Genomic DNA, 23,818 nt, shown 5'->3' with positions numbered 1-23,818 from the left:
AATCATGACGCATCGGACTGATCGCCGACACCGCTGGCCGTCGCGTCGGAGATCTCGGCATTTCCGAGCACAGAGAGTGTGTGCTCGCCGACGCCGAGTCGCAGTGCGGCGGCGAGATCATCGACGGTGTCGACGTCGGTGCGCACGTCGGGCCAGAGGAGATGCTCTGGGTCGAGTTCGACAACGCCCGCGGAACGATGCGCCGCAGCCGAATCCGGCCCGAAACGCGGCAATTCGTGCGCCGTCATCGACCGCAGCAGAAGAGATGTGCCCGTGCCTGCGCGGTCGGTCACCATCGACTCGCCGCGCTCGACTGCGGCGTCGACGATCTCGCGCAGACTCGACGGCTGCGCCGCGGGAAGGTCGGCCTGGACGATCACGACCCATCGATGCAAAGGCCACATGGTTCGAGCCTCCGCGGCGCCGAGCGCGTAGGCCGCGTTCAGGTCGCCTGCGACGTCGCCGGGCTCGTCGACGACGTGTGCCGAGAGCTGCTGGGCCCGCTCGCGGACCCGGTCGTCCGGGGTCACGACGACGACGTCGCGAATTCCTGCTTCGTGCAGGGTGCCGATGGTGTCCGCGAGCATGGCGAGCACGAAGGCGCCCGGATCGGCCCGCAGGCGCTCGCGCTGTGCGGGGGAGAGCTCGATCAGGGACGTCTCGGGAGTCTCAACCCCTGCGGCGTCGCTCATGGTGGAGACCAGACGCGATTTGGCGTCGCCGAGTCGTTTGACCGCGAGGACCGCGACCACGGTGCCGAGCGCGCACTCGTCGCCGGAGTCGCCGCAGTGCTGCCCGCGATCGGCGGGTACCGGAGCGTCGGCGGGCATGCGTCGTCGCTCGTTCGGATGACCGCGTACACAGGAGAGGGTCATGTAGACATGATGACCCATGCACGAGAGGACGTGTGGACGCGAGGGGTGATCGGCGTCGCAGGTTCTCGAATCGATCGGACGGGCATCGTCGGCGGTCTACCCTTGACCGAAGCGATGTCGGGCGAATGAGGAGAGTTGTGCGGGCGGTTGTGATGGGTGCCGGGTCATGGGGCACGGCGACGGCGAAGGTACTCAGCGACGCGGGGACCGACACCACCCTGTGGTGTCGGCGAGAAGAACTCGCCGATCGGATCAACGAGTCGCATACCAATGCCGACTACCTGGCGGGAATCACCCTTCCCGCGAATCTCACGGCGTCGAGCGACATCGCCGAGGCGCTGACCGACGCCGATCTGGTGGTGTGTGCGGTCCCGGCGCAGTCGCTGCGCGACAACCTCGCCAATTGGCGCCCGCACCTGAGCGACGACGCGACGCTGGTCTCGCTGGCCAAGGGCATCGAGACGTCGACGCTGATGCGGATGAGCGAGGTGATCGCAGAGGTCGCCGAGGTTCCCGCCGAGCAGATCGCGGTGCTCACCGGGCCGAACCTCGCGCGAGAGGTCGCCGAGGGCCAGCCCGCCGCAACGGTGATCGCGTGCTCCGACCTCGCGCGTGCCGAACAGCTGCAGCAGATGTTCAACACCGGGTACTTCCGGCCGTACACCAACACCGACGTCATCGGCTGTGAGATCGGCGGTGCGGTCAAGAACGTGATCGCGCTGGCGTGCGGTATGGCCAGCGGCGTCGGGTTCGGGCAGAACACCCTCGCGACGATCATCACGCGTGGCCTCGCGGAGACCATCAGACTCTCGAGCGCAGTCGGTGGGCAGATAGAGACCCTCGCCGGTCTCGCGGGTATCGGCGACCTCGTCGCCACCTGCTCGTCGCCGCTGTCGCGCAACCGCACCTTCGGTGCCCATCTCGGGCAGGGGGCGACGATGGAAGAGGCGCAGGCCGCAGCGTCGGGTCAGGTCGCCGAGGGCGTGAAGTCGTGCACGTCCGTCACGGCACTCGCCGAGAAGTACCAGGTCTCCATGCCGCTCACCGAAGCGGTGAACAGTGTCTGCCACGACGGCCTGCCCGTCGCCGACGCGGTCAGCTCATTGCTGGGTCGCAAGACCAAACCGGAGTTCCGAGCCGGCGACGCGTGATCTACCCCCGCGCCCGGGCGGCGCGAAAGGGGTTGTCGCTCAGCCGAAGTCGAGTGGTCCTCGGGGGAGTGTCCGTTCGATGGCGGCCGAGACGTCGGTGATCGGTCCGTTGCCCGCGTTCACCGGAACCCACAGCGCAACGTACGGGCGGTGATCGACGCAGATGAACGCCTGCCCGGAACCCTCGATGGAATCGGTGATGAACCACTGCACGGGGTTGACCACCTGCAGGTTGCTGGTGGGGGAGAGCTCCGCCGGGCGCGAGACGCCGCACCGCACGATCACCGGATCGCCGTCTTTGCTCGCAGGCCAACTGGCCTGTGTTCCCGAGATCGTCTTGTTGCCGTATCCCTCGAAGGTCTGCGGCAGCGCGGCGAGGAACTTCGGGCATTCGGCGGGAGTCGACGACTCCGCGGCGTACGAGTCGACGGGCGTCGAGTCCGAGTTGCCCGGACGAAGCGCCGCGAACACGATGAAGCCCACGATCACCATCACCGGAATCGTCACCAGTGTGGCGATCAGCGCCGGACTCAGCCGCGGTCCTGAGTCGCCGTAGCGCGCGTGCGTCGTGTCCTCGACGCTTTCGGCGGAGCCGGACTTTTCGACGCTTTCGGCGGAGCCGGACTTTTCGACGCTGTCGGCGGAGCCGGACTTTTCGACGCCTTCGGCCGCGCTGACACGTTCGGCGTCGGTCTCTTCCGCGCGGTCGGCGTTGTTGTCGGGTTCGTCCGGTCCGGGTGGGGTCACGACGACAACCCTAGGACATCGCCGCGCAGCTCCTGTGGCGTGCCGGTCAGTGCGCTGCGTTCACCACCGGGCATGTCAGGGTGCGTGTGATGCCGTCGACCTTCTGGATCTGAGGTACGACGTCGTTGTTCAGGTGGCCCGCATCGGTGGCCTCGACCCGCACGATCACGTCGTAGGGTCCACTGACCTCCTCGGAGGAGGCAACTCCGGAGATCTCTGCGATCGTCGCAGCCGCCAATGCGGCTCGTCCGACCTCCGTCTGGATCAGTATGTATGCCTGAACCACGGCCATCCTCTCGTATCCACTGTGCCGTCGGCCCCGGGCTGGGGAGCGGCGAGTCGACGCCCGCGGCAAGCCGCCGAAGGCATCTGGCTCCGGTCTCCCGGAAACCACTTCGCGCGTCGAAGCGCCACACGAAGTCACTACACTGTGGGGATATTGTCACCACAACGCCGCGAGAGCGCGAACCGAAACGAATAACCGTGGAGCCGACGAGGAGTTGACAGTGGCAGGTGGCGACGAGAACGCCACGACCCCCGACCACCCGGAGCCCAGTGGTGTCACAGTCGGTGACCTGGGTGAGCGGGCGCTCATCTCGCTGTTCACCTCGGCGGCGACGACCGCAACGTCGGGCGACATCGTCGTCGGATCCGGTGACGACGCCGCGGTCTTCGACGCGGGTGGCCCGACCGTCATCAGTACGGACACCGCCGTGCAGAACCGTCACTTTCGCTTCGAGTGGTCGACGCCGCGCCAGATCGGAGAGCGGGCGGTGATCCAGAGTGCAACAGACATCGCGGCGATGGGGGCACGTACGGTCGGCGTCGTCGTATCGATCGCATGTCCGGTGAGCACTCCCGCTGCCACTCTGACCGAGATCAATGACGGCATCCTCGCCGCAACCCATCGTCTCGGCGGTCGGGTGCTCGGCGGCGACCTCGTCGCCGCGGACGAGGTGGTGCTGACCGTGACATCGGTTGGCGCACTCGACGGACTCACTCCGGTGGCGTTGACCGGCGCGCAGGTCGGCGATGTGCTGGCTGTGAGCGGACCGCTCGGCAGCGCCGCCGCCGGGCTCGCCGTCCTGCTCGCCGCTGATGGATGCGACGAAGACGGCGAGCGGAGTGCCGAGCGCTCCCACCGACTACGTGCACAGCACGCCGAGGTGGTGGATTCGCACCGTCTGCCCAACCCCGACCTCTCGGCGGGTGTGGTGGCGGCGCGCGCAGGCGCTCACGCCATGACCGATGTCTCCGACGGACTGGTCGAGGAGCTGAAGACCCTGGCGGCAGCGTCGAATGTCGCTCTTGCAGTTGATGTCTCGCGAGTTCCGCGAACAGAGGCGACCAGACGAGCCGCGGCCGAACTCGGTGAGTCCGACGACATCTGGGCACTGACCGGCGGCGAAGACCACCAGTTACTGGCTGCGTTCGCGGCCGCCGACGTTCCGCTAGGGTGGGTCGTCATCGGTGATGTCCGCGAACGCACGGGCGATCGCGCACCGGTGTCTCTCGACGGCATCGCGACGAGTGACCTGCGCGGATGGCAGTCCTTCGGACACCAGTAGGTGGCGGCCGTCACCGCGGTGATTAGATCGACTCATGGCGATTTACGCACTCGACGATCGTGAACCGATCCTCGGTGAGGACGTGTACATCCACCCCGACGCGACGGTGATCGGCGCCGTGACCCTCGCAGACGGGGTGTCGGTGTGGCCCGGGGCTGTGCTGCGGGGTGACTACGGGACCATCTCCATCGGTCGGCGAACCAACATCCAGGACGGCACGGTCATCCACTGCACGCCGATCGATCCGACGGTCATCGGTGCCGGATGCGTCGTCGGGCACAACGCCCACATCGAGGGTGCGACGATCGGCGACAACTGTTTGATCGCGTCGGGTTCCGTTGTCCTCAACGGGTCGACGGTCGGTGACGGCGCGATTGTCGGCGCGGGAGCCGTTGTGCCATTCAAGTTCTCGGTTCCCGCACGGGCGATGGCACTCGGTGTGCCCGCGCGCATCCGCGAGGGATTCCAGGTGCCCGCCGACCATGTCGACCTGAACGTCGAGATGTACCACCAGAATTCGCTGTACTACCGATCGAAGCTCAGGAGACTCGACTGATCATGACCCCACAACCGTTGAGCGAACTCATCGATCCCGGGTGGGCGCAGGCACTCGCGCCGGTCGAAGAGAACATCGCGCAGATGGGGCAGTTCCTGCGCGACGAGAACGCCGCTGGTCGCCGCTACCTCCCGGCCGGGCGAAATGTGTTGCGCGCGTTCACACAACCTTTCGACGACGTCCGCGTGCTCATCGTCGGACAGGATCCGTATCCGACGCCCGGGCATGCGGTCGGACTGAGTTTTTCTGTCGCAGAGGATGTTTCGCCCGTTCCGCGCTCGTTGGCCAACATCTACACCGAGTACTGCGCCGATCTCGGGTATCCCAAGCCGGCCAATGGCGACCTGACACCGTGGGCGAAATCGGGTGTGCTGCTGCTCAACAGAGTGTTGACCGTCGCTCCCGGCGAGCCCGCGTCGCACCGCAACAAAGGCTGGGAGGCGGTGACCGAGTGCGCGATCAAAGCGCTCGTGTCGCGCGACGAGCCGCTCGTGGCAATCCTGTGGGGACGCGATGCCGCAGGCCTTCAGCAATGGATGCCCGACGTCCCGGTGATCGTGTCGCCGCACCCCTCGCCGTTGTCGGCGAGCAAGGGGTTCTTCGGCTCGCGTCCGTTCAGTCGGGCCAATACCGAACTCGAAGACCTCGGCGGCGAACCGGTCGACTGGCGCCTGCCCTCCTGACGCCCACTGCTCTCCTGAAGCCCCCCTGCTCTCCTGAATCCACTGCCTTCCTGTCAGCGGACGAAGCGTCGGGCTTCGGCGTCGGTGCGTTCCTGCCAGCCGACCCTCTCGAGTTCGGGGACGTCGTCGGCCTCGGTGGGATAACCCAGGCACAGGTATGCGGTGAGTCGCCACGTGTCGGGCACACCGAGATCGGTTGCCGCGGTGGGGGCGTCGAGGATGGATATCCAGCCGACTCCGACGCCGCGCGCCCGTGCTGCCAGCCACAGCGTCGCGACGGCCGTGACCGTCGAGTAGTCGAGTGTCTCCGGCATCGTCCGCTTGCCCAGGCCGTGCCCCTGCGTGCCCGCATGGTCGGTGAAGACGGCGAGCTGGATCGGAGCGTCGTCGAGTCCGGAGAGCTTCAGCGCCGCGTACGCACGTTTGCGTTCGCCCGCGTACCCGTCGAGGGCCTCGGCGTTGCATGCGACGAAGTTGCGGCGGATGCGAACGCGGGCCTGCGCCGAGTCGACGCGCACCCATCGCCACGGTTGGCTGTTGCCGACCGACGGCGCGAGCTCGGCTCGTGCCAGCAACTCGTCGAGCAAGTCTGGCTCGAGTGGATCGGCCCGGAAATGTCGGACGTCACGACGCCACGCGAACAACGTGTCGAGGTTGTCGATGAACGAAGCGTCGAACGTCGTCACCGCTCGCGTGCCGCTGCGAAGTCGGGGGTCCGCTTGCCCACGAACGCGTCGACGCCCTCGACACCCTCCGCGGAGCCGCTGTTGGTCGAGATCGCGTGAGCCTCGGCGGCTAGCTGATCGCGGAGTGTCGCGGTGGCCGACGCGCTCAGGAGGGCGCGTGTCGCGGCCAGTCCGGCGCGTGGGCCTGCGGCGAGTGTGCGGGCGATCTCGGCGGCGGTGTCGTCGATCTCGGCGTCGTCGACGAGGCGCGAGAGGATGCCCCACGCGAGTCCCTCGTCAGCGGTGATGACTCTGTCGGTGAGGATGATGTCGCGGGCGCGGGCCGCTCCGACGGTGCGCGGGAGGGTCCACGTCATACCGCCGTCCGGCGACAAGCCGATTCCGGTGTAGGCGGGACGCAGGTTGGTCGACGGCCCTCCGATCGCGATGTCTGCGTGCAGCACGATGCTCAGCCCGGCCCCTGCGGCCCATCCGCGCACACCCGCGACGACCGGACGATCGGCGTCGAGCAGGGCGGTGACGAAGTCATGGAAGGTGTCGGCGAGGGCACGGATGAAGGTGGGGCGGTGCTCGGCAGAGGCGAAATCGCGCACATTGCCGCCCGCGCAGAAATTTCGGCCGGCGCCGAGCAGCAGGACCGCGCCGACTTCGCGTTCGCCGCGTGCGATCTCGCGCAGGGCGGTGGTTGCCGATTTCAGTGAGGCGTCGTCGAGTGCGCCGCCCTTGCTCGCATCGGAGATGCGTAGGACGAGGACGTCGCCGTCCTGTGTCACAGCCGAGTCTGCCGGGGACGTTGTGGTCAAGGTCATGGACGACACCCTAACCCGCAGATGCAGACAACCCGACCCCGGGGCCGAGCGTTCGCTCGGTCGGGATCGGGTTGTCAGTTCTCGCGATCAGGCGAGGGTGGTCTTGCCGGCCTTCAGGCAGGAGGTGCAGACGTTCTTACGCTTGCGGTTGCCCGGGGCCACCTCGACACGCACAGACTGGATATTGGGATTCCAGCGGCGGTTGGTACGGCGGTGCGAGTGCGAAACGGACTTGCCGAAGCCCGGACCCTTGCCGCAGACGTCACAGACGGCAGCCATTGTCGAACTCCCTTGATAGATGGAATGATCTTGCGGTTACGCCAGCTCGCTGCTCGCGGAAACGCAACGTCATCCACGGCGGCGGCAAGGCAACCCTGCAAGGGTAACCGTCCGGGTGCGTCACCACCAAATCCGGGCCGAGCGTGATCTGCCGCGGCGTCGGCGTCGGGTAGGCGGCGAATGCGCCGGACCCGTCGACGGCGACCGTGTCGGCGACTCCGAGTAATCTCTCACACATCCTGGGCAGCACGTGTCGTGGCACTTTGTTGGTGCGCACTTTTTCGATGACGTGGATTCGATGACGTGGAGACACGGCGTGAGCCCCCGCGGTGAAGGAGGACCCCCATGTCGACCGACGGTGGACTCGTTCGCGTGATGAATCCACAGGTCCTGCGTGACTGGGCCCAGGAGTGTGTTGCCCGGCTCGAAGACCTGCGCGGTGAGATCAACGACCTCAATGTCTTCCCGATCCCTGATTCGGACACCGGCAGCAACATGCTGTTCACCATGAGGTCTGCTGCCGACGCCGCCACCGGGCTTCCCGCCGACGCCGACGTGGTCGCCGTGACGCGGGCCATGGCAGAAGGTGCCGTGGCCAACGCGCGCGGCAATTCCGGCGTCATCATGTCGCAGATCCTGGTCGGCCTCGCCGACGCCGTGGAGATCGGCGCACCGGACGGACAGTTGACCTTTTCGCAGCTGGCGGTATCAGGGCTGAGGCTTGGATCGTTGGCAGCACAGCGCGCGGTCAGCGACCCCAGGGAGGGCACCGTCCTGACGCTGCTGACCATCGCCGCGGAGTCTGCAGCGCGTCACGCCGGTGAGACCGCCGCCGACCAGGCCCGCACGATCGCCGACGACGTGGCCGATGGTCTGGAACGAACGCCCGAACAGCTCCCCGAACTGGCGTCGGCGGGCGTCGTCGACGCGGGCGGTCGGGGTTTTCTCGCCATGCTCGACGCGATGGTCGGGGTGCTCACCGGTGTCACGCAGCGGCGTCGTCGGTACCGCGGAACCCTCACCGGGGGAGGACAGCCCGGTCATCCCGTCGACCAGACGTGTGATGGCCCGGGCGACATGGACTTCGAGGTGATGTATCTGCTCACCGGGGCTGCGGGCGAGAGCATCGCGACGCTGCGATCCGAACTCGGCGAACTCGGCGACGCCGTGGTGATCGTCGGAGACAGTTCGCCGTCGGGTGAACGGTTCTCGGTGCACGTCCACACCGACGAGCCGGGGGCCGCGGTCGAGGCAGCGATAGCGCACGGGAACGTCTCCGACATCCGGATCTCCTGCTTTGCGCTCGATTCGATTCGCGCGCAAGCCAATTCGATGGAGCCGCCGCCTCGTCACCGGCGCGCCGTCGTCGCTGTCGTGCGCGGGGACGGGGCCGCGGAACTCTTCGCCGAGGCCGGAGCGGCCGTGGTCCGCGCCGACGACGGGGTGACCCCGGAGGCGCTCGCCGCGGCCATTCGCGCCACCGATTCGGCGCACGTGGTGGTCATGGCGAACGGATCGCTGACCTCGCAGGATCTGGTGAGCGTTGCAGCGGAGGTCCGGTCTGCACAGCGGTCGGTGATCTCGTTGCCGACCTCATCGATGGCCCAGTGCCTTGCGGCCCTCGCGGTCCACGACCCCTCCGAGTCGCCGGATGCCGACGCCTACGCGATGGCCGAAGCCGCAGCGGGTGCACGCTGGGGTTCGCTGCTGCTCGCCGACGAGCGCATGATCACCCTCGCCGGTACGTGCGACGTCGGAGATGTGTTGGGCCTCATCGGCTCTGATGTCCTTGTCATCGCGCCGGAGCAGACGGCCGCTGTCGTGTCGTTGGTCGACCTCATGTTGGCGACCGGCGGCGAGATGGTCACCGTCCTTGCGGGTTCGAGCGTCGACCGCGCCGCGTTGGCGGCGCTCGAAGCGCAGATCCGACGGGCCTATCCAGGCGTCGAAATGGTCGTGTACGAGACCGGGCAGACCGACGATCTGATGCAAGTGGGTATCGAGTAGTGGTCCGTGCATCCGACTCTCTGTCCGATGTCTTCAACGCTGAACGGGCGGCGAGTCTCGCGTCGTTGGGGATCGCGACCGTCGGAGAGCTGCTGCGTTACGCACCGCGTCGTTATCTCACGCATGGCCAACCCTCGGAGGAGCAGGACCTCACCGAGGGGGAGTGGGTCACGGTTGTCGGACGCATCACCCGTGCCGACCTGATCCGCATGAAGAAGCGTCACGGGCAGTTCCTGAAGGTGACCGTCGACGACGGCAACCGCTCCTACGAGGTCAGCTTCTTCAACCCGCGCTTCATCAAGAACGCACTCAAACCCGGCACGCGGCTCATGGTGGCGGGCACCGTGAAGTTCTTCCGCGAGCAGCCGCAACTCTCACACCCCGAATGGATGGTCCTGCCGGACGGCGACGTCGAGGTCGATCGTGTCGTCGGGTCGGCGATGCTCGCCGAGATGTACGCGGCCGAGGCCGAGATCACCGGCGAACAGCGGCGCCCGGGAGCGCACTCGGCCGACATCGCCGCCGCGTTCGATCGAGCGATCGTGCCGCTGTATCCCGCGAACCGCGAGATCCAGACATGGGACATCTGGGCGTCGATTCGTCAGGTTCTCGACGACGTCGAGTCGTTCGTCGACCCGCTGTCCGACGACGAACGCGAACGCCGAGGTTTGATGTCGCTTGACGAGGCGATCCGCACCATTCATGTCCCCGACTCCGATGCACACGTCACCGCCGCGAACGATCGACTGAAATTCGACGAGGCACTCGCGATCCAGACAGTCCTCGCGCAGCGTCGCCTCGCGGGTCGTGCCGAATCCGCACCCGCGTGCCCGCACGTTCCCGGCGGCCTGGAAGACCGACTCCTGCAACGACTTCCGTTCACTCTCACCGATGGGCAGCAATTGGTGATCGCCGAGATCGCCGACGACCTCGGCCACCCGACACCGATGAGCAGGCTGCTGCAGGGTGAGGTCGGTTCCGGCAAGACCCTCGTGTCGTTGCTCGCCATGCTGCGCGTTGTCGACAACGGCCATCAGTGCGCGATTCTCGCGCCGACGGAAGTTCTTGCCGCGCAGCATCTTCGGACCATCACGACGATGCTGGGCGATCTGGGTACTGCCGGTGAACTCGGCGCCGCCGACGGCGCGACGAGTGTGGTGTTGCTGACCGGCTCGATGAAGACCAAGGGCAAACGTCAGACGCTGCTCGACGTGGTGACCGGCAAGGCGGGCATCGTCGTCGGAACCCACGCGCTGCTCGAGGAGAAGGTCGAGTTCTTCGATCTCGGCATGGTCGTCGTCGATGAACAGCACCGCTTCGGCGTCGAACAACGAGATGTGTTGCGGGGCCGCGGTCGTGACCACCTCATGCCGCACTTCCTGGTGATGACGGCGACGCCGATCCCGCGGACGGTGGCGATGACGGCGTTCGGCGACCTCGACACGTCGGTGCTCACCGAACTTCCGCAGGGGCGTCAGCCGATCACCACGACCGTGGTGCCGACGGCGAAACCCCAATGGATCGAACGCATGTGGGGGCGCGCCGCGGAGGAGATCGAGGCCGGGCGGCAGGTCTACATCGTCTGCTCGCGTATCGGCGACATCGAGCCGGTCGCCCCGAAGCGCGGCGCTGGCAAGCGCACGGCGGGCGAGGAAGCCGACGCGCAGCAGCAGACCACCTCCGTGCTCGACCTCTACGACGAACTGCTTGTCGGACCGCTCGGCCACCATCGGCTGGCAGTCCTGCACGGGCGGCTACCCGCCGACGAGAAGAACGAGGTCATGGACGCGTTCGGGCGCGGCGAGATCGACGCGATCGTGGCCACCACCGTGATCGAGGTCGGTGTGGACGTTCCCAATGCGTCGATGATGATCATCATCGACGCAGAGAGATTCGGGGTCAGCCAGCTCCACCAACTCCGCGGACGTGTCGGCCGCGGCGGCCATCCCGGTCTGTGCCTCCTGATGACGTCGACGAAGCCTGTGTCGCAGGCGATGGAGCGGCTGCGTGCCGTCGAGGCGTCGACCGACGGATTCGAACTCGCTCGCGTCGACCTGCTGCAGCGCCGCGAAGGTGATCTGCTCGGCTCACTGCAGTCGGGTGGGGTGTCGTCGCTGCGTCACCTCTCGCTACTCGACGACGTCGACGTGATCGCCGACGCTCGCGAGCTGGCCGAATCCGTGGTGGCAACCGACCTTCCGCTGGCCGACCACCGGCCACTCGCCGACCTCGTCGACGCCATTCTCGTACCCAACAAGGTGCGCTACCTCGACAAATCCTGACCCGGCTCGCCTGCGTCCCGGAACCCGCGCGCCGAACGCGGCCCGAACCCGCAGACGCGGCTGGTGTACCAACCGCGTTTACCAGATCGAACCGCGTCTGCGACGCCGCTCGCGGGTAGTGGAACCGCGGGCCGCCGCGCAGCGTCGAAGATGGCGTGAATCCCGTCATCGCGGTGCCGCTGTACCGGCTGCGGATGCGCTATCGACACGCCCGCCGCGACGCGCAGTGGCCCGCCCGCAGGTGGGTGGTCACGATCGCGTTCGTGCTCACTGCGGTCGTCGTGGCCGTGGGTGTGTACCGCGATGTGCCGCGCACCCGAGCGGGGCAGTGGCACGCCGGTGCGCAGCTGGCGTTGCGCGAACTCGCAGGGGTGCCCGTCGTCGCGGCGCGCAGCGGTCGCGACGACTACGAACGGTCGGCGTTCGGGGCGTCGTGGACCGACGACGCGAGCGTGACGGGAGGCGGAAACGGCTGCGATACCCGAAACGACGTGCTGACCCGCGACCTCGGTGATGTGCGTATCGGCCCGGTGACCTCGTGTCCGCGCGCTGTCCTCGCAGGCGAGCTGCGCAGCCCGTATACCGGCAAGACCGTGGTGTTTCGGCGTGATCGTAGTGCGACCGCGGTTCAGATCGACCACATCGTGCCCCTGGCCTTCGCCTGGGACATGGGTGCGTTCGGGTGGTCGACGCGGCGTCGAGTCGACCTGGCGAACGACCCTGCCAACCTCGTCGCCGTGGACGCGGCGTCGAACCAGGAGAAGAGCGACAGCGAACCCGCCCGTTGGCTGCCGCCCAATCGCGGTTTCCACTGTCAGTACGCGATCGAGTTCGTCGTGGTGAGCCGCGCCTACGGATTGGCGGTCGATGCCGCGTCCCGCAGCGTGCTCGCCGGAATACTCAACCGTTGCTGACGTGCGGCATCTCGACGTCCGGCCCGCGGTGACGTTCTCGGGTGGGCGATCTTGGGGTGGCTTGGTGCGGGACGTACCCTGGACATGTTGTCCGCCGGCAGTGCCGCGCAGGACGCAATCATCTGCCGTGAACTCGAAATCGAGGAATTGATGAGCGCACCCACCGTGACCGGAAGGCAGGCCGCGACAGGGCCCGACGTCGAAGAGGTCGTGCACGCGCAGGCCCGCGCGGCCCGTACCGCCTCACGAGCGCTGGCAGCGCTCACCACGACAGCCAAGAATGCTGCGCTGCTCGCCGCTGCCGACGCCGTCGACGCGAATACCGAGACCATCCTGGCCGCCAACGCCGACGACGTTGCGCGCGCCGAGGAGGCCGGAACCGAGGCTAACCTGATCGACCGTCTGCGCCTGACCACCGAGCGCGTCGCGGGGATCGCCGACGGTCTGCGTCAGGTCGCGATCCTCCCCGATCCGATCGGCGAGATCGTCGCGGGCAAGACGCTCCCCAACGGTCTGCGCCTGAGGCAGGTTCGCGTGCCACTCGGTGTGGTCGGCATCGTCTACGAGGCGCGGCCGAACGTGACGGCCGACGCTTTCGGAATCGCGTTCAAGTCCGGAAACGCTGTGCTGCTTCGTGGTTCGTCGTCGGCGGCGTCGTCGAACGCGGAGCTCGTTCGCATTCTTCGCGACGTTGTCGCAGGCGCGGGCATCCCGTCCGATGTCGTGTCGCTGCTGCCGAGTGACGACCGCTCGAGTGTGACCGCGCTGATCCGTGCGCGCGGACTCGTCGACGTCGTCATTCCGCGCGGGGGTGCTGGCCTGATCAACGCGGTCGTCGCGAACGCCACGGTCCCCACGATCGAGACCGGAACCGGAAACTGCCACGTCTACGTGCATGCGCTCGCCGACGTCGGTGTCGCGACCCGCATCATCCTCAATGCCAAGACGCGGCGACCGAGCGTGTGCAACGCGGCAGAGACGGTGCTTGTCGACAAAGCGATCGCCGCCGACGCGCTGCCCAAGATCAGCCAGGCGCTGCAGTCGCAGGGTGTCGTGATCCACGGTGATGAGCCGGGGATGGAGCCGGCCGGCGAGTCCGACTGGGCCGATGAGTACCTGTCGATGGACATCGCGATGAAGGTGGTCGACGGACTCGACGCCGCTGTCGCACACATCGACACCTATGGAACCGGGCACACCGAGGCCATCGTGACCACCGACCTCGCCGCGGCCGAGGAGTTCACGAACCGGGTCGACGCCGCAGCCGTGATGGTCAATGCGTCGACCGCCTTCACCGATGGCGAGCAGTTCGGCTTCGGTGCGGAGATCGGAATCTCCACGCAGAAGCTACATGCCCGCGGACCGATGGGACTGCCGGAACTCACCTCCACCAAGTGGATCGTGTGGGGCGACGGCCAGATCCGGCCCGCGTGATGACCGACAGCGCAACGACGAACGGCCCTGCGACGCAAGACGCGGCACCCATCGTCCCCTCGTTCACAGCCGTGCCCGACGTCGTCGACCGGCTGCGCTCCACCGGCTATCTGGCCGACGACGCGACGGCGACGTCGACCTTCCTCGCCGACCGGCTCGGTAAGCCGCTGCTCGTCGAAGGCCCTGCGGGAGTGGGTAAGACGGAGTTGGCGCGTGCCATCGCCGCGGCCACCGACGCAGAGCTCGTGCGTCTGCAGTGCTACGAGGGAATCGACGAGGCGCGCGCACTCTACGAGTGGAACCACGCCAAGCAGATCCTGCACATCCAGGCGACCGGTACGCGCGACTGGGCCGAGGCGAAGACCGACATCTTCTCCGAGGAGTTCCTGCTGCCGCGACCTCTGCTGACAGCGATCTCGCGCACCGATCCCACCGTGCTCCTGATCGACGAGGTCGACAAGGCCGACGTCGACGTCGAGGGGCTGCTGCTCGAGGTGCTCAGCGACTTCGCGGTGACCATCCCGGAGATGGGGACTGTCGTCGCGTCGCGTCGGCCGATCGTGATCCTGACGTCGAACGCGACACGAGAATTGTCGGAGGCGCTGAAACGTCGCTGCCTCTACCTCTTCATCGACTTCCCCGACGCTGCGCGCGAAAAAGAGATTCTCGAGTCGCGGGTCCCGAACCTGCCCGACGCGCTGGCATCCGAACTGGTCCGCATCGTCGGCGTGCTGCGCACCCTCGACATTCGCAAGAAGCCGTCGGTCGCCGAGACCATCGACTGGGCCAACACCCTGCTCGCATTGGGCGCGGGCGAGGAACGCTCGAAGGGTGGTCGACTCGACGAAGGCCTGATCGCACGCACGCTCGGCGTCGTGCTCAAGCATCGCCCCGACCTGAAGACCGCTGTCAAAGAACTCAAGTTGGGCTGATGTCCGGGGCCGAACCCGCCACGGGCGACATCGCGACAGCAGTGCCGCTCGTCGCTCATCTCACCGACTTCGTCGACGCGTTGCGGCGACGGGGGATCGCGGTCGGTCCGTCGGCGCTGATCGACGCCGCGCGGGCGATGGAGGTGCTCGACCTGCTCGATCGCAGCAGCCTGCGCGAGGGACTCGCGGCGACGCTCGTCGACGATCACATGCACCGGCCGGCCTTCGACCGCATCTTCGACCTCTGGTTTCCGGTCGCGATCGGTGCACGCAGCGCAGAGGAAGAACTGCCGCGCGACACCTCCGGCGAGGTCGACGTCGCTGCCGTGCGCGAAATGCTCGCAGAGTTGCTCGCCGACGAGTCGGCCGACGCAGACGGACGTCTGTCTGCCGCGGTCGCGCAGGTGGTCGACGAGATGGGCCGCTACCAGTCGAGCCGCGGGGAGGCGTACTCGGCGTATCAGGCACTCTCGAGTATCGATCCCCAGACGCTGATCGCACGGATAGCCGCCGCGATGGCGGGCGGATCGGGTGACGACCTGAGCGTCGGCGACGATCCGACGTTCCGCAGGGCCGCCCGCGAACGGGCCAACCGACTACGCACCGCGATCGAGGTGGAGACGCAGCGTCGGATGGCCGACCGCAACGGACGCGAGAAGGTCAGCGACTACGCGGTGCCGACACTGCCCGAGAACATCAACTTTCTCGCGGCAGGCAAGAAGGACCTCACCGAGATCCGACGGACCGTCGCACCGCTCGCGCGTCTGTTGGCCTCCCGCTTGGAGATTCGACGACGCCGCGCCCACCGGGGTGCTGTCGACGTCCGTGCGACGCTGCGTGCGTCGCTGTCGACGGGCGGGGTGCCGATCGAACTCAAGAACCGCAAGCCCCGCCCCGGCCGCCCCGAACTGGTGATCATCTGCGACGTATCGGGTTCGGTGTCCGGGTTCTCGCAGTTCACGCTGCAACTCGTCTACGCGCTGCGACAGCAGTTCGCGAAGGTTCGGATCTTCGCATTCGTCGACACTGTCGACGACGTCACCGAGTATTTCACCGACGACGAGGGGTTCGGCGGCACCGACATCGGTGAGGCGACGCATCGCATGTTGACGCAGGCCCGGCTCATCACGCGTGACGGTCATTCCGACTACGGGCACATGCTGCGCGGGTTCGTCGACGCCTACGGCGACACGCTGACACATCGCGGAGCGCTCCTGATCCTGGGCGACGCCCGCAACAACTACCATGACGCCTCCGAGGACTCGCTGCGCGAGTTGGTGGAGCGTGCGCGTCACGTGTATTGGCTCAACCCGGAGGCGCATGGCGACTGGGGTACCGGCGATTCCGCGGCCGACGACTACGCGGAGATCATCGATATGTTCGAGTGTCGCAACGCCACGCAGCTGTCCGCGGTCATCGCCGACCTCCTGCCGGTGTGATCGCTCGCGTAAACTGACCCCTCATGGCACATGACCGTCCGCGTGTACGCCGGATCGGTGTGATGGGCGGAACGTTCGATCCCATCCACAACGGGCACCTCGTGGCAGCCAGTGAGGTCGCCAACCGGTTCTCGCTCGACGAGGTGATCTTCGTCCCGACCGGACGGCCATGGCAGAAGCTGACCGAAGACGGCGGGGAGGTTCCCGACCGGACGAAGCAGGTCAGTCCCCCCGAGGACCGCTACCTGATGACGGTCATCGCGACGGCGTCGAATCCTCAGTTCAGCGTGAGTCGCGTCGACATCGACCGAGAGGGATTCACCTACACGGTCGACACGCTGCGGGATCTGCGCAAAACCCTTCCCGACGCTGCGCTCTACTTCATCACCGGCGCCGATGCGTTGGAGTCGATCCTGTCGTGGCAGGACTGGGAGGAACTGTTCGAACTGGCGAACTTCGTCGGGGTGAGCCGACCGGGATACGAGTTGAACGCCAGCCATCTGGCCACGCATCTGCGAAATCTGCCAGCCGATACGCTTCATCTGATGGAGATTCCCGCACTGGCGATCTCCTCGACGGACTGTCGGGCACGCGCTGCGACGGGACGACCGGTCTGGTACCTGGTGCCAGACGGCGTCGTCCAGTACATCGCCAAACGCAGGCTCTACCGCAGGCCGCGGGTGAACTCGCCGGGTGTCTCGGCGCCACTGGCGAGCGACGCCGACGATGAACCGACAACCTCCGACACCTCAACACACCGTGCGGAAACGCAACGCTCGAAAGGACGAACGTGACAGCAGCAGCCGAGTCACTGGACATGGCGAAGGTGGCAGTCGCTGCCGCGCAGGACAAGGTCGCCACCGATGTCACGGTGATCGACGTGTCCGAACAACTCGTGATCACCGACCTGTTCGTGATCGCGTCGGCCGACAACGAGCGTCAGGTCAACGCGGTCACCGACGAGATCGAAGACAAGATGCGCGAGGCGGGTTACAAGCCCGTCCGACGCGAAGGCACACGTGAGGGTCGCTGGGCGCTGCTGGACTACGTCGACATCGTGGTGCACGTCCAGCATGCCGACGAGCGCGCCTACTACGCGCTCGACCGTCTGTGGCAGGACTGCCCGGTCATCGACCTGGAGCCGCAGGCGTGAGTGGAGCGCCCGACGACCACGACACCTCCGTCGAACGACTCACCCCGGTGGTCCGCAGGCTGATTCTGTTGCGGCACGGGCAGACCGAGTACAACGCGACGAGTCGGATGCAGGGACAACTTGACACCGATCTCTCCGATCTCGGTGTGCGACAAGCGAAGTCGGCCGCCGCCGCACTCGCCGAACGCAATCCGATGCTCATCAGGTCGTCGGATCTGCGGCGTGCTCGCGACACCGCGGAAGCGCTCGCCGTGCTGACCGGCCTGCCTGTCGAGACCGATCAACGGCTCCGCGAAACACATCTCGGTGAGTGGCAGGGCATGACGCACTACGAGGTCGACGACATCATGCCCGGTGCGCGCGCGCTGTGGCGCGACGACGCCACGTGGCGCCCGCCGGGCGGGGAGAGCCGCGTCGACGTCGCTGCCCGCGCCCTACCGGTCGTCGATGAACTGCTCGCGAGTGTGGACGACTGGGGGAGCGGCGCGAGCCCGGAGTCGCCCGTCGTGCTCGTCGCGCACGGAGGTGTGATCGCCGCGATGACCGCCGCACTGCTCGACCTTCCGGTCGCCAACTGGCCGGTGTTCGGCGGACTGGCCAACACGAGCTGGGTCCAACTGTCGGGCCACGGACTCCCCGGTGAGAAGCCGCGGTGGCGGCTGGACGTGTGGAACGCCTCGGCCGAGGTTGCCGACGCAGGGGTGCAGTGACCGACTCGGTTGCGGCGGGTACGCCCGACGACTGCCTACTCATCCTCTCCGACTCGCTCGCCTACTTCGGGCCGCAGGGTGGGCTGCCCGCAGACGACGCTCGAATCTGGCCGAACATCGTCGGCGCGCGGTGTGGTCTGCCGGTGCGGCTCTTCGGACGGATCGGCTGGACCAGCCGGGACGTCTGGTGGGCGATGACCCAGGACCCGAACATCTGGGCCGCGGTACCGCACGCACGCGCGGTGATCCTCGCGTTCGGCGGAATGGATTCGTTGCCGTCGCCGCTTCCGACCGCGTTGCGCGAGCAGATCAGATACGTGCGGCCGGGCCGACTGCGCCAGATCGTCCGGTCGGCGTATCAGTGGGTCCAGCCGCGTGCGTCGAAGATCGGGTGGCCGGTGGCCCTGCCGCCGACGGTGACCGTCGACTACCTCGACAAGATCCACGAGGCGCTGACCCAGTTGCGCCCCGACCTGCCGATGGTCGTGTGTCTGCCGTCGACGCATCGGAGCCCCTACTACGGCTACGTCCACACCGGGCGGATACCGACGACCGCGGCGATGCGCGCGTGGTGCGACCGGCACGGCGTCTCTTATGCCGACTTCTATCCACCGACACGCGACGCATACGACGATCCAGATGCCGTGAACCCAGACGCCGCGACTAACCCAGACGCTGCGATGAACTCAGATGCTGTGATGAACCCCGACGGCATCCACTGGGGCTTCGCGTGCCACCGGGCGGTCGCCGATGTGGTGGCGGAGCCGATTCTGCGCGTGCTCGACGATCCGGATGTCCGAGCCGCACGGCGAACCGGCTAACGTAGACGGGTGCCTGTTGTCGTCGTCACAGATTCCTCCGCGCGGTTGCCCGCTGCCGTTGCTGACAGCTACGACATCATCCAGGTTCCGTTGCATCTGACGCTCGACGGCGTCGACTATCTCGAAGACGACGACAACGTCCCCGCCGATATCGTGTCGACGCCGGGAGTCACCACCGCCGGGGCGACTCCGCACGATCTGGTGCGGGCGTATGGCGAAGCCATCGAGCGCAGTAAGGGCGACGGCGTCGTCGCGGTCCACATGTCGCGAAAACTGTCCGGCACGTGGAGCGCAGGGCGCCTCGCCGCAGAGGACTACTCGGGGCAGGTGCGGGTCGTCGACTCGCGGTCAGTTGGACTGGCAGTCGGGTTCGTGGCCATCGCCGCGGCGCAGGCCGCCCGGGACGGTGCCGACCGGGACCGTGCGTACGAAGCCGCCATCCGCCAGGCGGCGACCGTCGAATCACTGCTCTGTGTGCAGAACCTCGACAACCTTCGCAACAGTGGCCGAATCAGCGCCGCGAGCAAGATGCTCGGTTCCGCGTTGTCGATCAAACCGATCCTGCACGTCGTCGACGGCACGCTGACGCTTCGGGAACGCACGCGCACCTTCTCCAAGGCGCTGGACAAGATGGCAGACGCAGCAGTCGATTACGCCGACGGCCGCGCGGTGACCCTTGGCGTGCAACATTGCCAAGCTCCTGCTGCCGCAGCCGATCTCGTCGTCCGACTGCGGGAGAGCCTGCGGAGCGTGACGTCGAGCATCACGGTCGATCTCGGTCCCGTGCTCGGCTGTCACGTCGGCCCCGGAGCGGTCGGCGTCGTGATCGGTACCCAACTCGACCCCATCACCAGGGGCCCGTCGGTGGCCGAGGGGTTGTCCACAACCTGACCGTCGTCCACAGCGCTGCGTCGGTGCGTGGCCGCCGACCCCAAGGCGTGGTGTGCCCGCCGTAGCGTCAGAGGCTATGAGCGACAAACCAATCCGGACGGCACGTGGATTCGCCGCGCGAGGTGTTGTCGAGCGCGGACAGCGCACCGGGTCCACCGCGGTCGGGCGCTCCCCGCTGGACCGGTTGTCGGCGACCGCCCCCACGCCTGTCGGAGCCACCCGGGTGCCCGAACCCGACGCGAACTCGTCGGCTGCAAACGACGATGTGTCGCCTGATTCCTGGGAGATCGACACGACGCCGGGTTGGCTGGCTCCCGAGGTGGGACGTAGGCGTTCTCTCGATAGTCGAGAAAGACTACATGCCAACGGATTCGACGACGATCGTCTAGATGATTTCGACCTCGACCCGGATGCAGATGACGATGGGTATCGTCCCCGGCGCCGATTCGCGGTGGCGCCCGCCGGTGCCATCGCGCTGATCAGTGTGGGTGTAATCGCCTGTGTGATAGCGGGATTCGGACTGCTCCGCAACGACGACGTCGTGCCGACCGTTGCCTTCCCCTCATCGGCGGGTCCGTCGACGTCGATTCCGTCCCACGCTGCAGCGTCTTCTGCCGCAGTGCCGTCTGACGCCGCGCCCTCAGCTGCACCAGCCCAGATCGTGGTGAGCGTCGTCGGACTGGTGCGGAAGCCCGGGTTGGTGAGATTGGCGCCGCGGTCGCGGGTGGCCGACGCGCTGTCGAGCGCTGGCGGTGCCCGCGAGGGAGCCGACACGACGTCATTGAATCTCGCTCAGGTGTTGGGAGACGGCGACCAGGTGCTTGTCGGCTACGCGAGCAAGGACGGCAACGCCTCACTGCGCAGCGCGGTGGTCGCCGCGGGTGTAGGGAGGCCGGGCCCATCGTCGCCACCGACGGCCGGTGATGCGCCCGAGTCGGGCACTGGCACAACGGGTTCGGGGTCGGCGAGCGGCACGGGCGGAAAGGTCGATCTGAACACTGCGAGCGCCGAGCAGCTCGACGCTCTCCCGGGGGTCGGCCCTGTCACGGCGAAGGCCATCATCGACTGGCGATCGCAGCACGGAAAGTTCACGTCCGTCGACCAACTCGGCGAAGTTGACGGAATCGGACCCGCACGGCTCGCCAAGCTTCGCGACCTCGTGACCGCAGGTTGACACCCCGGTGGATCTACGGCTTGTCACACCCGCGCTCGTGGTGTGGTTGGTCACGCTGCTCGGGCTGCACGGGCCGTCGTGGTCGATGCCTGCTGTGCTGGTGATCGGCGGAATGATCTGTGCTGCAGCTCTGTTCGCGTATCGGCGGTGGAATGTGGCCTGGCGAATGGTCGGCATCGTGGTGATCGGTGCGGGGATGGCGGTGACATGTGCACTCGCGCTATGGCTTCGGCTCGAGACACGCGACGCGCATCCGATGTCGGGCATGTCGGGCAAGGCGACGGTCACGATGTCGATTCGCGACGACCCGCGGAACTTCGGGCCCGCACAACGGGGTCAGGTGACCACTCGGGTGACGGTGCTGGCCGTCGGGGAGCGTCGAGTTCCCTCCGCCGTCGCCGATGTCGTCGCTCGCGCGCCCGGATGGGTCGGATTGTTGCCGGGTCAGCGCGTGCGTGTCCTGGTGAGTATGCGCGCACCTCGAGGGGGTGATCTCAGTGTTGCGAGGTTGGCGGCGTCGGGACCGCCGACGATGTTGGGGCGGCCTCCTCCGCTGCAGCGCGGAGCCGGCATCGTGCGGACAACGCTGCAGCAGAACTCGGCGCAGGCGCTGACCGGTGAATCGGCGGGATTGTTGCCTGGGTTGGTCATCGGCGACGAGAGCGCATTGTCGCAAGATGTCCGTGATCAGTTCCTCGCGGCCGGGCTCAGCCACCTGACCGCTGTTTCGGGTGCCAATTTCGCGCTGACCTGCGGTGCAGCGATTGCGTTGATCAGGTTGATCGGCGGGTCACCGAAGGTGGCGGCTGTCAGCGGGGTGATCGTCATCGTCGGATTCGTCGTCCTGGTACGGCCGTCGCCGAGTGTGCTGCGCGCGGCGATGATGGGCGGAGTCGGTCTGCTCGCGTTGTTGTCGACGCGACGTGCTCGCGCGGTGCCCGCCCTCGGTGTCGCCGTGATCGGGGGACTCCTGTGGTGGCCGGAGCTTGCGAGCGCGCCGGGGTTCGCATTGTCGGTCGTGGCGACAGCCGGACTCGTGCTGATCGCGCCGTCGATCCGAGACATGCTGCGCGAGTGGAGAATCCCGCCTGTCGCCGCCGAGGTGCTGGCTATCGCCATCGCTGCGCAGGTCGTGACGGCGCCGCTGATCGCGATGATCAGCGGGACGTTCAACGTGGTCTCTATTCTGGCCAACGTCGTCGTGGCGCCGGTCGTCGGAGTGATCAGTGTGGTGGGAACACTCGCCGCATTGATCGGGCTCGCCGGAGAGGTGGGAGCTGTGGTTGCCCAAGTGTTACTGCGCGCGATGTCGCCGGAGCTGTGGTGGATGATCACCGTGGCGCGGGTGCTCGGTGGATTGAGTTGGGCGGCAATCGAAATACCTGACGGGCTTGCCGGGATGGTGCTCGTTATGGCGTTCACAGTCCTGGGTGCGGCGTTGGTGAATCGACGCTCGATCGGGTGGGTGCGGCGTCGTACGCACAGTCGGGGGAACGAGACGCACGGTCGGCGGAGGGACGGGTGCGACCGGTAGTAGGGAAGGTGTCCGGTGCGTCGTCGGGGTTGTCGGGGCGTTCTGGCACCATGAGTGGCGTGACCGATCGCCTGCATCTGCTCCTCGGAGACGACGACTTCCTCACCGGACGTGTGATCTCGGGTGTGACGAGCGAGCTGTCCCACCACGCAGGCTCCGACATCCCGGTGACGCGTGTGCGCGCGGGCGACGTCAGCGAATACGAACTGGCCGAGCTGTTGAGTCCGTCGTTGTTTGCCGAAGACCGCGTAGTCGTCGTCGAGTCGGCGGCAGAGGCGGGTAAGGAGCCCGCAGCGCTGATCACGCGGGCGGCTCGTGAGCTTCCCGACGGCATCACGCTGATGGTGATCCACACCGGCGGCGGCCGGACGAAGTCGATGGTGGGCGAACTCCGCAAGGCCGGTGCCGTCGAACACGACTGCACTGCGCCGCGCTGGCCGTCGGAACGAATGGACTTCGTCCGCAAGGAGTTTCGTGAGCTCGGCGTGAAGGTCAGCGCCGACGTCGTCGAGCAGGTTGTCGAGGGGGTCGGTGCGGAGCTTCGTGAGCTTGCCGCGGCGTGCAGTCAGCTCGTTGCCGACACCGGCGGGAAGATCGACCGCGACGCGGTGCGCGTCTACTACCAGGGGCGCCCGGAGGTCACGGGATTCGAGGTCGCCGACAAAGCCGTCACCGGTGATCGAGCCGGAGCGCTCGAGTCCTTGGCGTGGGCGGTGCACCACGGGGTGCCTCGAGTACTGCTGGCCGATGCGCTCGCCGAGGCTGTGCACGCGATAGCTCGCGTACGCGGAATCGGCTCGATGGATCAGTACGCGGCCGCGTCGGAGTTGGGCATGCCGCCGTCGCGTGTCAAGAAGGTGCAGTCGCAGGCACGGGCATGGGATTCGCCGTCGATCGCGCAGGCCGTCGTGGTGGTTGCCGGACTCAACGGAGATGTAAAGGGACAGGCCGCCGACGCAGACTATGCGCTTCTGCATGCGGTCGACGCTGTTGCATCGTTGCGCCCGACGTCGCGTCGGCGCTGAAGCGTGCAGGGCTGAGCTCGCAGGACTGAACCACTCAGAAGCCGGAGCGTGCGCGACCACGCAACTCACCCCGGCGACCGCGTGGAAGTCGCCGGGGTGAGTTGTCTCGACAGGGGAACGGTCGGCGCTGCGATCCGGCGTGCTCCCG

General features: G+C 67.2%; 24 protein-coding genes. 18 read left to right on the top strand and 6 right to left on the bottom strand.

What is annotated here, in order from left to right:
- Positions 1-2: 2 nt before the first annotated feature.
- Entirely contained in the window at positions 3-875 is an 873-nt protein-coding gene (cofC, locus tag GOSPT_RS08555; protein ID WP_141630839.1) for a 2-phospho-L-lactate guanylyltransferase, read from the bottom strand.
- Between the two features lie 137 nt (positions 876-1,012).
- Between cofC and GOSPT_RS08550 the strand changes: the two genes are divergently transcribed.
- Positions 1,013-2,026 carry an NAD(P)H-dependent glycerol-3-phosphate dehydrogenase gene (locus GOSPT_RS08550; RefSeq protein WP_039855255.1) on the top strand — a complete coding sequence of 338 codons (1,014 nt, stop codon included), beginning with the start codon at positions 1,013-1,015 and terminating at the stop codon, positions 2,024-2,026.
- 39 nt (positions 2,027-2,065) lie between these two features.
- Here GOSPT_RS08550 and GOSPT_RS08545 read toward each other — a convergent pair whose 3' ends face one another.
- Positions 2,066-2,773 (bottom strand): DUF3515 domain-containing protein, encoded by a 708-nt coding sequence (locus GOSPT_RS08545; RefSeq protein ID WP_005205187.1) that lies wholly within the window; start codon positions 2,771-2,773, stop codon positions 2,066-2,068.
- A gap of 46 nt (positions 2,774-2,819) precedes the next feature.
- The gene (locus tag GOSPT_RS08540) at positions 2,820-3,065 is read right to left on the bottom strand and encodes an Lrp/AsnC ligand binding domain-containing protein (protein ID WP_005205185.1); all 246 of its coding nucleotides are present in this window, start codon (positions 3,063-3,065) and stop codon (positions 2,820-2,822) included.
- Between the two features lie 214 nt (positions 3,066-3,279).
- Between GOSPT_RS08540 and thiL the strand changes: the two genes are divergently transcribed.
- Genes thiL through GOSPT_RS08525 form a run of 3 tightly spaced genes read left to right on the top strand, consistent with a single transcriptional unit; the run spans position 3,280 to position 5,580 of the window.
- Positions 3,280-4,341, top strand: a complete 1,062-nt coding sequence (gene thiL / locus GOSPT_RS08535) for a thiamine-phosphate kinase (protein WP_005205183.1) — start codon at positions 3,280-3,282, stop codon at positions 4,339-4,341.
- A gap of 34 nt (positions 4,342-4,375) precedes the next feature.
- Positions 4,376-4,897: a gamma carbonic anhydrase family protein gene (locus tag GOSPT_RS08530; RefSeq protein WP_005205173.1), complete on the top strand. Its 522-nt coding sequence runs from the start codon at positions 4,376-4,378 to the stop codon at positions 4,895-4,897.
- A gap of 2 nt (positions 4,898-4,899) precedes the next feature.
- A complete protein-coding gene (locus GOSPT_RS08525; protein ID WP_005205171.1) occupies positions 4,900-5,580 on the top strand; it encodes a uracil-DNA glycosylase in 681 nt (226 codons plus the stop codon).
- A gap of 53 nt (positions 5,581-5,633) precedes the next feature.
- Here GOSPT_RS08525 and bluB read toward each other — a convergent pair whose 3' ends face one another.
- The 3 genes from bluB to rpmB all read right to left on the bottom strand — a co-directional run bounded on the left by bluB (position 5,634) and on the right by rpmB (position 7,354).
- Positions 5,634-6,266, bottom strand: a complete 633-nt coding sequence (bluB, locus tag GOSPT_RS08520; protein ID WP_005205169.1) for a 5,6-dimethylbenzimidazole synthase — start codon at positions 6,264-6,266, stop codon at positions 5,634-5,636.
- On the bottom strand, positions 6,263-7,075 hold the full coding sequence (locus tag GOSPT_RS08515) for an enoyl-CoA hydratase/isomerase family protein (RefSeq protein WP_005205166.1): 813 nt from the start codon (positions 7,073-7,075) through the stop codon (positions 6,263-6,265). The genes bluB and GOSPT_RS08515 overlap by 4 nt, the downstream gene beginning before the upstream one ends.
- Positions 7,076-7,162: 87 nt before the next feature.
- Positions 7,163-7,354 carry a 50S ribosomal protein L28 gene (gene rpmB, locus GOSPT_RS08510; RefSeq protein WP_005180428.1) on the bottom strand — a complete coding sequence of 64 codons (192 nt, stop codon included), beginning with the start codon at positions 7,352-7,354 and terminating at the stop codon, positions 7,163-7,165.
- Between the two features lie 345 nt (positions 7,355-7,699).
- Here rpmB and fakA point away from each other — a divergent pair, with 345 nt between their 5' ends.
- The 14 genes from fakA to holA all read left to right on the top strand — a co-directional run bounded on the left by fakA (position 7,700) and on the right by holA (position 23,670).
- Complete coding sequence (gene fakA / locus GOSPT_RS08500; RefSeq protein WP_005205163.1) at positions 7,700-9,361, top strand: DAK2 domain-containing protein; 1,662 nt, start codon at positions 7,700-7,702, stop codon at positions 9,359-9,361.
- Positions 9,361-11,643 carry an ATP-dependent DNA helicase RecG gene (gene recG, locus GOSPT_RS08495; RefSeq protein WP_005205161.1) on the top strand — a complete coding sequence of 761 codons (2,283 nt, stop codon included), beginning with the start codon at positions 9,361-9,363 and terminating at the stop codon, positions 11,641-11,643. Before fakA ends, recG begins: the two co-directional genes overlap by 1 nt.
- 155 nt (positions 11,644-11,798) lie before the next feature.
- The gene (locus GOSPT_RS08490) at positions 11,799-12,557 is read left to right on the top strand and encodes an HNH endonuclease family protein (RefSeq protein ID WP_005205158.1); all 759 of its coding nucleotides are present in this window, start codon (positions 11,799-11,801) and stop codon (positions 12,555-12,557) included.
- A gap of 150 nt (positions 12,558-12,707) precedes the next feature.
- A complete protein-coding gene (locus GOSPT_RS08485; protein WP_039855298.1) occupies positions 12,708-13,991 on the top strand; it encodes a glutamate-5-semialdehyde dehydrogenase in 1,284 nt (427 codons plus the stop codon).
- Complete coding sequence (locus GOSPT_RS08480) at positions 13,991-14,923, top strand: AAA family ATPase (RefSeq protein ID WP_005205154.1); 933 nt, start codon at positions 13,991-13,993, stop codon at positions 14,921-14,923. The genes GOSPT_RS08485 and GOSPT_RS08480 overlap by 1 nt, the downstream gene beginning before the upstream one ends.
- Positions 14,923-16,362: a vWA domain-containing protein gene (locus GOSPT_RS08475; RefSeq protein ID WP_005205153.1), complete on the top strand. Its 1,440-nt coding sequence runs from the start codon at positions 14,923-14,925 to the stop codon at positions 16,360-16,362. Before GOSPT_RS08480 ends, GOSPT_RS08475 begins: the two co-directional genes overlap by 1 nt.
- A gap of 23 nt (positions 16,363-16,385) precedes the next feature.
- A complete protein-coding gene (gene nadD, locus GOSPT_RS08470) occupies positions 16,386-17,156 on the top strand; it encodes a nicotinate-nucleotide adenylyltransferase (protein WP_005205151.1) in 771 nt (256 codons plus the stop codon).
- Positions 17,153-17,515 carry a ribosome silencing factor gene (gene rsfS / locus GOSPT_RS08465; RefSeq protein ID WP_005205149.1) on the top strand — a complete coding sequence of 121 codons (363 nt, stop codon included), beginning with the start codon at positions 17,153-17,155 and terminating at the stop codon, positions 17,513-17,515. The genes nadD and rsfS overlap by 4 nt, the downstream gene beginning before the upstream one ends.
- A complete protein-coding gene (locus tag GOSPT_RS08460; RefSeq protein WP_005205147.1) occupies positions 17,512-18,225 on the top strand; it encodes a histidine phosphatase family protein in 714 nt (237 codons plus the stop codon). Before rsfS ends, GOSPT_RS08460 begins: the two co-directional genes overlap by 4 nt.
- Positions 18,222-19,046, top strand: a complete 825-nt coding sequence (gene octT / locus GOSPT_RS08455; protein ID WP_005205146.1) for a diglucosylglycerate octanoyltransferase — start codon at positions 18,222-18,224, stop codon at positions 19,044-19,046. The genes GOSPT_RS08460 and octT overlap by 4 nt, the downstream gene beginning before the upstream one ends.
- A 9-nt stretch (positions 19,047-19,055) precedes the next feature.
- Positions 19,056-19,937 (top strand): DegV family protein, encoded by an 882-nt coding sequence (locus GOSPT_RS08450; RefSeq protein WP_005205144.1) that lies wholly within the window; start codon positions 19,056-19,058, stop codon positions 19,935-19,937.
- 76 nt (positions 19,938-20,013) lie between these two features.
- Positions 20,014-21,111, top strand: coding sequence for a ComEA family DNA-binding protein (locus GOSPT_RS08445; protein WP_082946525.1), 1,098 nt, complete (start codon positions 20,014-20,016; stop codon positions 21,109-21,111).
- Between the two features lie 7 nt (positions 21,112-21,118).
- Positions 21,119-22,645, top strand: a complete 1,527-nt coding sequence (locus tag GOSPT_RS08440; protein ID WP_005205139.1) for a ComEC/Rec2 family competence protein — start codon at positions 21,119-21,121, stop codon at positions 22,643-22,645.
- A 50-nt stretch (positions 22,646-22,695) separates the two neighbouring features.
- The gene (holA, locus tag GOSPT_RS08435) at positions 22,696-23,670 is read left to right on the top strand and encodes a DNA polymerase III subunit delta (protein WP_005205138.1); all 975 of its coding nucleotides are present in this window, start codon (positions 22,696-22,698) and stop codon (positions 23,668-23,670) included.
- Positions 23,671-23,818 lie beyond the last annotated feature (148 nt).

Origin of the sequence: Gordonia sputi NBRC 100414, from assembly GCF_000248055.1 — a bacterium.
Lineage (GTDB): Bacteria > Actinomycetota > Actinomycetes > Mycobacteriales > Mycobacteriaceae > Gordonia > Gordonia sputi.
This window is presented reverse-complemented; position numbering and strand designations above follow the sequence as displayed.